This is a genomic window from Streptococcus fryi (assembly GCF_053206505.1).
On record NZ_JBRUGW010000050.1, the window covers coordinates 1 to 7415 of the forward strand.

Annotated in this window: 7 protein-coding genes; 2 read left to right on the forward strand and 5 right to left on the reverse strand. The window is 38.9% G+C overall.

Annotated elements, in window-relative coordinates:
• Positions 1–228: 228 nt before the first annotated feature.
• Entirely contained in the window at positions 229–1152 is a 924-nt protein-coding gene (locus tag ACVRZH_RS09550) for a LysR family transcriptional regulator (RefSeq protein ID WP_447455057.1), read from the forward strand.
• A gap of 12 nt (positions 1153–1164) precedes the next feature.
• Here ACVRZH_RS09550 and ACVRZH_RS09555 read toward each other — a convergent pair whose 3' ends face one another.
• From ACVRZH_RS09555 to rpiA, 5 genes are all read right to left on the reverse strand, one after another.
• On the reverse strand, positions 1165–1944 hold the full coding sequence (locus tag ACVRZH_RS09555; RefSeq protein ID WP_447455058.1) for a Gbs1250 family HEPN protein: 780 nt from the start codon (positions 1942–1944) through the stop codon (positions 1165–1167).
• Positions 1945–2066: 122 nt separating this feature from the next.
• Positions 2067–2777, reverse strand: a complete 711-nt coding sequence (gene deoD / locus ACVRZH_RS09560; protein ID WP_447455059.1) for a purine-nucleoside phosphorylase — start codon at positions 2775–2777, stop codon at positions 2067–2069.
• A 23-nt stretch (positions 2778–2800) separates the two neighbouring features.
• Positions 2801–3610 (reverse strand): purine-nucleoside phosphorylase, encoded by an 810-nt coding sequence (locus tag ACVRZH_RS09565; RefSeq protein ID WP_447455060.1) that lies wholly within the window; start codon positions 3608–3610, stop codon positions 2801–2803.
• A gap of 138 nt (positions 3611–3748) precedes the next feature.
• Positions 3749–4960: a phosphopentomutase gene (locus tag ACVRZH_RS09570; RefSeq protein WP_447455061.1), complete on the reverse strand. Its 1212-nt coding sequence runs from the start codon at positions 4958–4960 to the stop codon at positions 3749–3751.
• Positions 4961–4972: 12 nt separating this feature from the next.
• Positions 4973–5653: a ribose-5-phosphate isomerase RpiA gene (gene rpiA, locus ACVRZH_RS09575; protein WP_447455062.1), complete on the reverse strand. Its 681-nt coding sequence runs from the start codon at positions 5651–5653 to the stop codon at positions 4973–4975.
• Positions 5654–5840: 187 nt separating this feature from the next.
• Here rpiA and mnmE point away from each other — a divergent pair, with 187 nt between their 5' ends.
• Positions 5841–7217 (forward strand): tRNA uridine-5-carboxymethylaminomethyl(34) synthesis GTPase MnmE, encoded by a 1377-nt coding sequence (gene mnmE, locus ACVRZH_RS09580; RefSeq protein WP_447455063.1) that lies wholly within the window; start codon positions 5841–5843, stop codon positions 7215–7217.
• The last annotated feature ends 198 nt before the right edge of the window (positions 7218–7415 follow it).

Here is a 7415-nt window from a genome sequence, read left to right on the forward strand (position 1 = left end):
TTCTCCTGAACTCAATCCCATTGAACAGTTTTGGGCTACTCTAAAAAGAAAGGTGACTGAGTTGTTAAGAACAGGATGTTCTGTTCAATCTGCTTTAGAATACTATTTTAAAACTAAATGACTATAAAAGGTCATTTCTGAAAGTTCCTCACCATCCAAATCTCACTACTCTATACCATCAACTGCTATCTAGTTGGTCTGATTATTCTTTTGTGGTAGAATAGGTTCATGAGGATTCAACAATTACATTACATCATTAAAATCGTGGAAACTGGCAGTATGAATGAAGCTGCCAAACAGTTATATATTACACAGCCTAGCCTATCAAATGCTGTTAGGGATTTGGAAAAGGAAATGGGGATAACGATTTTTAATCGGCATCCAAAAGGTATTACCCTAACCAAAGATGGGATGGAATTTCTGGCTTATGCCCGTCAGGTGATTGAACAAACCAAACTCTTAGAAGAACGCTATAAAAATAAAACCGAAAATCGCCAGCTTTTTAGCGTCTCCTCACAACACTATGCCTTTGTTGTGAATGCCTTTGTTTCTCTTCTTGAAAATGCAGATATGTCTCAATATGAACTCTTTTTGAGGGAAACACGGACATGGGAAATTATTGATGATGTCAAGAATTTCCGAAGTGAGATAGGTGTGCTTTTTCTGAACAACTACAACAGAGAGGTTTTGATGAAAATGTTTGAGGATAACAAACTAAGATTTACACCTCTTTTTAGCGCTAAGCCACACGTCTTTATTAGCAAAACAAATCCCTTAGCGAATAAAAAGATGATTCAGTTATCAGATCTGGAAGAGTTTCCTTACTTGAGCTATGATCAAGGGATACACAACTCCTTTTACTTTGCAGAAGAAGTCCTCGCACAATTATCCCACAAAAAATCAATCGTGGTTAGTGACCGTGCAACACTCTTTAATCTCTTGATTGGTCTTGATGGCTATACACTTGCCACGGGTGTGTTAAACAGTAAGCTCAATGGTAATGATATTGTTTCTATCCCGCTTGATGTTGACGACGTCATTGATATTGTCTATCTACAACATGAAAAAGCTAATCTCTCTCAAATGGGAGAGACCTTTATCCAATACCTTAAGGACGAGGTTGTTCATACAAATCCACTAAAAAACGGCTAGAAGGGCATTCTTCTAGTCGTTTTTGCCTAGTAAACTGATCAGCATCTGATTCGCCTGATCAAAATAAAATAACTTCTTATTATAATGAATCCCCGTATACAAGGCTAAATTAATGATTTTCTCCAAGAAATCCTGAGATGAAAACTGGGTTGTGCGGTAAAGTTCTGCTTCATCAAAAGGTTTTATCAAGTGCGCTAGTGGGTTACGAACAGACTTTTCAAATCGGCGTAAATGAGAAATCATTGTTTTTATGTCATCAGGTATATCACATAAAAGTAATAAATCTTGTAAGCTTTTTGAGGTCACACGACGATCACCCGTTTTCTTGGCAAATGTTTGTAGCCATACATGATCACTATCTAACATCTTTTGCAGTTGCCACATGTCATAGCGATCATCTTTGGCGTTGACAAAATAAACCATCAAGTCAGCAATCTGTTGTTGTGCTAATCTTAGAAACAAACGATAGATGACTGGACTAACAGCTCTCACAAAATCAATCGTATCGCCTTTTTTCAGTTGCGTTTCTAAAACCATGATGTAATTGGCAATCAATTCTTCATCATGACTATTGTGATATAGGTCAAAATTGTATTTTGTTTTAAAATAGCTATGCCAGTCATTCTCAAACAGAGGCGTTATTTCTAACTTGCTACGGTTTTGCATCAGCTGTAATAAGGTCATGAAATCATCTGTTAAAACTCGCGAATCAGTTGCAATCACATGTAATGCAGGTGTGTAAGCATAAACGGATAATAAGGCCTCAATATCGGTATTGGTTTTTTCAGCCACTCAACTGCCCTCCTATTATGATATTAAAAGGGAGATAACATTGAACACTTCAAGGTTAAATGTTACCTCCCCTCAGATTTTTATTCCTTTAGATAATGTTTCAAGCCGTTGTTCTTAAAAGATTATTCTGCAATCAATGTTTCAAGACCTACCTTCATCATATCTGTAAAGGTATTTTGACGTTCTTCTGCTGTTGTATCCTCTTCAGGATTGACTAAACTATCTGAAATTGTCATCATCGCTAACGTCTCAACTTGATGTTTGGCACCAAGATAGTATAGCGCTGCTGCTTCCATTTCAACGGCATGTACACCCATCGTACCTAATTTGAGATTGAGATCAAAGAAATCTGAGTAAAACACATCCGATGATAACACATTACCAACGTGGGTGGTTACACCAAGCTCTTTTGCAATATGATAGGCTTTATCAAGTAAGTTAAAACTTGCTATTTGTGGAAAATCATAGTTTGGCCAATCGTTACGAATAATGTTTGAATTGGTCGCTGCTGCTTGCGCCAAAACAAGCTCACGCACATGAACATCTTTGTTTAGCGAACCTGCTGTACCGATACGGATGAGTCGTTTAACATCGTACTGAGTGATTAACTCATGAGCATAAATGGAAATAGAGGGCATTCCCATACCTGTTCCCATGACAGAGACGCGATGACCTTTATAGGTTCCAGTGTAACCAAACATGTTACGAATGTCATTAAAACAAACGGCATCTTCTAAAAAATTCTCGGCTATGAATTTAGCACGAAGTGGATCTCCTGGTAGTAAAATTTTATCTGCGATTTCTCCCTTTTGGGCAGCAATATGAATTGACATAGTTTTATTCCTTTTTTTTACAATTATAATTCTGCTAAAATAGCTTTCAGCAAGGCTTTAAAGTCTCCCTTGATTTGCTGTGTAACTTCAACAACTTCCTCATGATTGAGTTCAGACTGGAAACCAGCCGCAAAGTTTGTAATCGCTGAAATACCAAGAACTTTCATGCCAGAGTGAGCTGCAACAATAACTTCTGGCACAGTTGACATTCCGACAGCATCAGCCCCCATCGTTTTAAAGGCGCGGATTTCAGCTGGTGTCTCATAAGTAGGACCAGTAACACCTATATAAACTCCGTTATCAAGCTTTATACCAAGCTTTTCAGCAATGGCATGTGCCTTTTCGCGATAAGCTGATGTATAAGCATCCGACATATCAGGGAAACGAGGACCGAAGTCATCTAAGTTTTGACCAATCAATGGGTTTTGGCCTGTGAGGTTAATATGGTCTGTGATAGCCATTAAAGTCCCTGGACCATAATTGATACCTCCAGCTGCATTGGTAACAATAACACCTTCACAACCAAGTGCCTTCATGACACGGACAGGGAAGGTCACAACATCAATTGGATTACCCTCATAAAAATGGAAACGGCCTTGGAGAGCAATAACTTTACGCCCTGCTAAATCACCATAAACTAATTTACCTGCGTGACCAACAACGGTTGATTGTCCCCAGTTTGGAATATCTGCATAATCAATGACGATAGCATTTTCAACTTCTTCGGCTAACTCACCTAACCCTGAGCCTAAAATCAAACCAAACTCAGGTTTGACAAGCCCTTTTTCTTCTAAATATGTTTTTGTTTCTGTAATTTTTGATAATAATGACATATCTTTCTCTCTTTCTCAGACTAATATTCTTAAAAACAGTATGGTCATTGTTAAGCACTTTACAACATCTAAATGTACAGCTTTTTATTACTTTATTTTAGTTGACTGTCTTATATATTCTATATGAGATGACTACGGTTAAACCAACTCAGACAAGAAACTTTCACCAATCATGGCTGTATCTACTCCAAAGTTTTCAGCGATTGTTGCAGAAATATCTGCAAAGTGACCTTGTGGCAATACTCCTGAACCTTTGAATGATGGGCTATAAGCCAACAATGGAACATATTCACGTGTATGGTCAGTACCGACATAAGTTGGATCATTACCATGATCTGCCGTAATTAAAAGGAGATCATCCTCTTTCATCTTAGCAATGATTTCAGGCAAACGATCATCAAATTCATGTAAACAGTCACGGTAGCCTTCTGTATCACGACGATGTCCGTAAGCAGCATCAAAATCAACAAGATTGGTAAATGATAAACCTTTTGTAAATTCAGGTGAATCCATGGTTTTTAGCAAAGTATCAACACCGTGGTTGTTTGACTTATTATGCCCCATATCGTTCGTAATACCTGAACCATTGAAAATGTCATTAATCTTTCCAACTGCGTATGTAGCAACACCTGCATCAGCAAGCTTATTTAGAACAGTTGGTGCAAAAGGCGATACTGCATAATCATGACGATTGGCTGTACGAGTAAATTCACCTGGTTTACCAACATAAGGACGAGCAATAACACGTCCAAGTAATGCTGGACGTTCTAAAGTGATTGATCTTGCATACTCACAAATCTTGTAAAGTTCTTCTAGTGGAATAATCTCTTCATGAGCTGCAATTTGTAGAACAGGATCTGCAGAAGTGTAAATAATCAACTCACCTGTTTCCATCTGACGAGGTCCAAAATCATCAATAACTGCCGTACCAGAATAAGGCTTGTTAGCCTCACGGATAACCTTGCGCCCTGAAAATGCTTCTATTTTGGTCAAGATTTCCTCTGGAAAACCGTCCCAGAAAGTATCAAACGGTTCTGTAATATTAAGTCCCATGATTTCCCAGTGACCTGTCATGGTATCCTTACCTAGTGAAACCTCCTCTAATTTAGTAACGTAACCTGTCGGATTGTCCTCTTTTGGTACTGTTGCCAAGGCCTCGTCACGCGGAATATTTCCAAGTCCAATCTTAGCCATATTTGGAACATTCAATCCTACTTCTTTTGAAATATGACCTAATGTATCAGATGTGGTATCTGGATGACCTGCGTTAAAGAATTTGTCCGCATCTGGTGCTGCTCCAATACCAACTGAGTCTAGTACTACTAAATGAATACGATTATATGTTGCCATGATTTCCTCTTTCTATTTTTGACGTGCTTCTAAGACCTGTACTCCAGATTGACTAGCTACAATAACCTTATCAACCATTTGATTAAACAGGCCATGTTCTACCACACCTACGATATTTTTCAACGTTTGCCCCAAAGCAATTGGATCCTCAATTTGCTCAAGAGCCAAGTCTATGATGTAATTCCCCATATCTGTCACAAAACGTTGACCGTCTTTTTCACGAAAACTTGGGCGATAACCTTCTTGTTCAAAGAAACGACAAAGTTTTTCTGCTCCGTATTGAACGACTTCAACTGGTAATTTAAAAGCACCTAATGTCTCAACCAACTTACTGTCGTCCACAACCCAGATATAGTGCTTAGTTGGGACAGCAACGATTTTTTCCATCAGTAGGGCACCACCACCGCCTTTGATACCGTTAAAAGCCTTATCTATCTCGTCGGCACCATCTACTGTGACATCAATACTATCTATCTGATCAATTGATGTCAATGGTATCCCCAAGGACTCTGCTTGTTTGGTTGTTTGGCTAGAGGTCGTTACACATAGAACTTGCAGATTTTCCTCCTTAACACGGCGTCCAATTTCTTCTACGAAGTAATAAGCTGTTGAACCCGTCCCCAAACCGACAATCATACCGTCAGTGACATATTCAGCCGCCTTAATACCCGCACGTTTTTTTAAAGCGTCCATGCTTTCTCCTTTGCTATCATAAGTGTTTATACCATTATTAATTGTATCATATTTCCTTAAGCTTTACCATCTGTAACACCAAAAATGAAAGCGATTCCTCTGGTCGATAGTTCTTATCATTGTCTTTTGACCTTGGATATGCTAGAATTTTAAACAGTAATAAGCCTAAGAAAGATTGGAAAACATAATGAGTATAACTAAGGAATTTGATACCATTGCAGCTATTGCTACACCACTTGGTGAAGGAGCTATCGGTATTGTTCGCTTATCAGGTCAGCAAGCAAGACCAATTATCCAGCGTATTTTTAAGGGAAAAGATCTTAATCAGGTCGCTTCTCATACCCTAAACTACGGTCATATCATTGATCCTAAAACAGAACAGGTCCTTGATGAGGTAATGGTCGGTATTATGCACTCCCCTAAAACATTCACACGTGAAGACGTTGTTGAGATTAACACACACGGTGGGATTGCTGTTACTAATGAAATTTTACAGTTGGTCATTCGTGAGGGTGCTCGCTTGGCAGAACCGGGTGAATTTACTAAACGTGCTTTTCTAAACGGTAGAGTTGACTTAACACAAGCCGAAGCTGTCATGGATCTCATTCGCGCTAAAACAGATAAAGCAATGGGCATTGCTCTAAAACAGCTAGATGGTTCACTATCAACACTCATTCGTAGCATTCGTCAAGAAATCCTAACAACCTTAGCGCAAGTTGAGGTCAATATTGACTATCCTGAATACGACGATGTTGAAGAGATGACAACTGCACTTATGCGTGAAAAAACCAAAGAGTTTGAAACGCTCTTGAGCAATCTTTTAAAAACAGCTAAACGTGGAAAAATCCTTAGAGAAGGCTTAGCGACAGCTATTATTGGTCGTCCCAATGTCGGAAAATCAAGTCTACTCAACACGCTGCTTCGAGAAGAAAAAGCCATTGTCACCGATATTGCCGGAACCACGCGCGATGTGATTGAAGAATATGTCAATCTCAAAGGTGTCCCTCTAAAACTGATTGATACAGCTGGTATTCGAGACACTGACGACATTGTCGAAAAAATCGGTGTGGAACGTAGCCGTAAAGCTTTAAATGAAGCCGATTTGATTCTCTTAGTCTTAAATTGGTCAGAAAGCTTGACTGAACAAGATCGTATCCTACTAGACATCAGCAAAAACAGCAACCGCATTATCTTGCTCAACAAAACAGATCTACCCCAAGCTCTTGATTTGTCTGAACTCCCCGAAGATGTTATCCCGATATCTGTGCTAAAAAATGACAATATCAACCATATTGAAGATCGAATCAACCAGCTATTCTTTGATAATGCCGGTATCGTCGAGCAAGATGCCACTTATTTATCCAATGCCCGTCATATCGCTTTGATCGAAAAAGCTGTTGATAGCCTTCATGCTGTGAATCAAGGGCTCGAGTTAGGCATGCCTGTCGATCTTTTGCAAGTAGACATGACACGCACTTGGGAAATATTAGGTGAAATCGTCGGTGATGCTGCTCCAGATGAGTTAATCACACAACTCTTTAGTCAATTCTGTCTAGGAAAATAATAATATTCTAACATAAGACATCATGTAGACTCACATCAGACTGAAATGACAGTCAAACCTAGAATAAAAAAACGGCTCTATAATTTCTGTAGTGGGTAACTCCACCATAGAGATTATAGGGCCTTTTGAGTATCAAAAAGTCCCATATGACCTATAATGAAAAGCAAGCAAACCATCATTAGAAAGACTCATATGGAA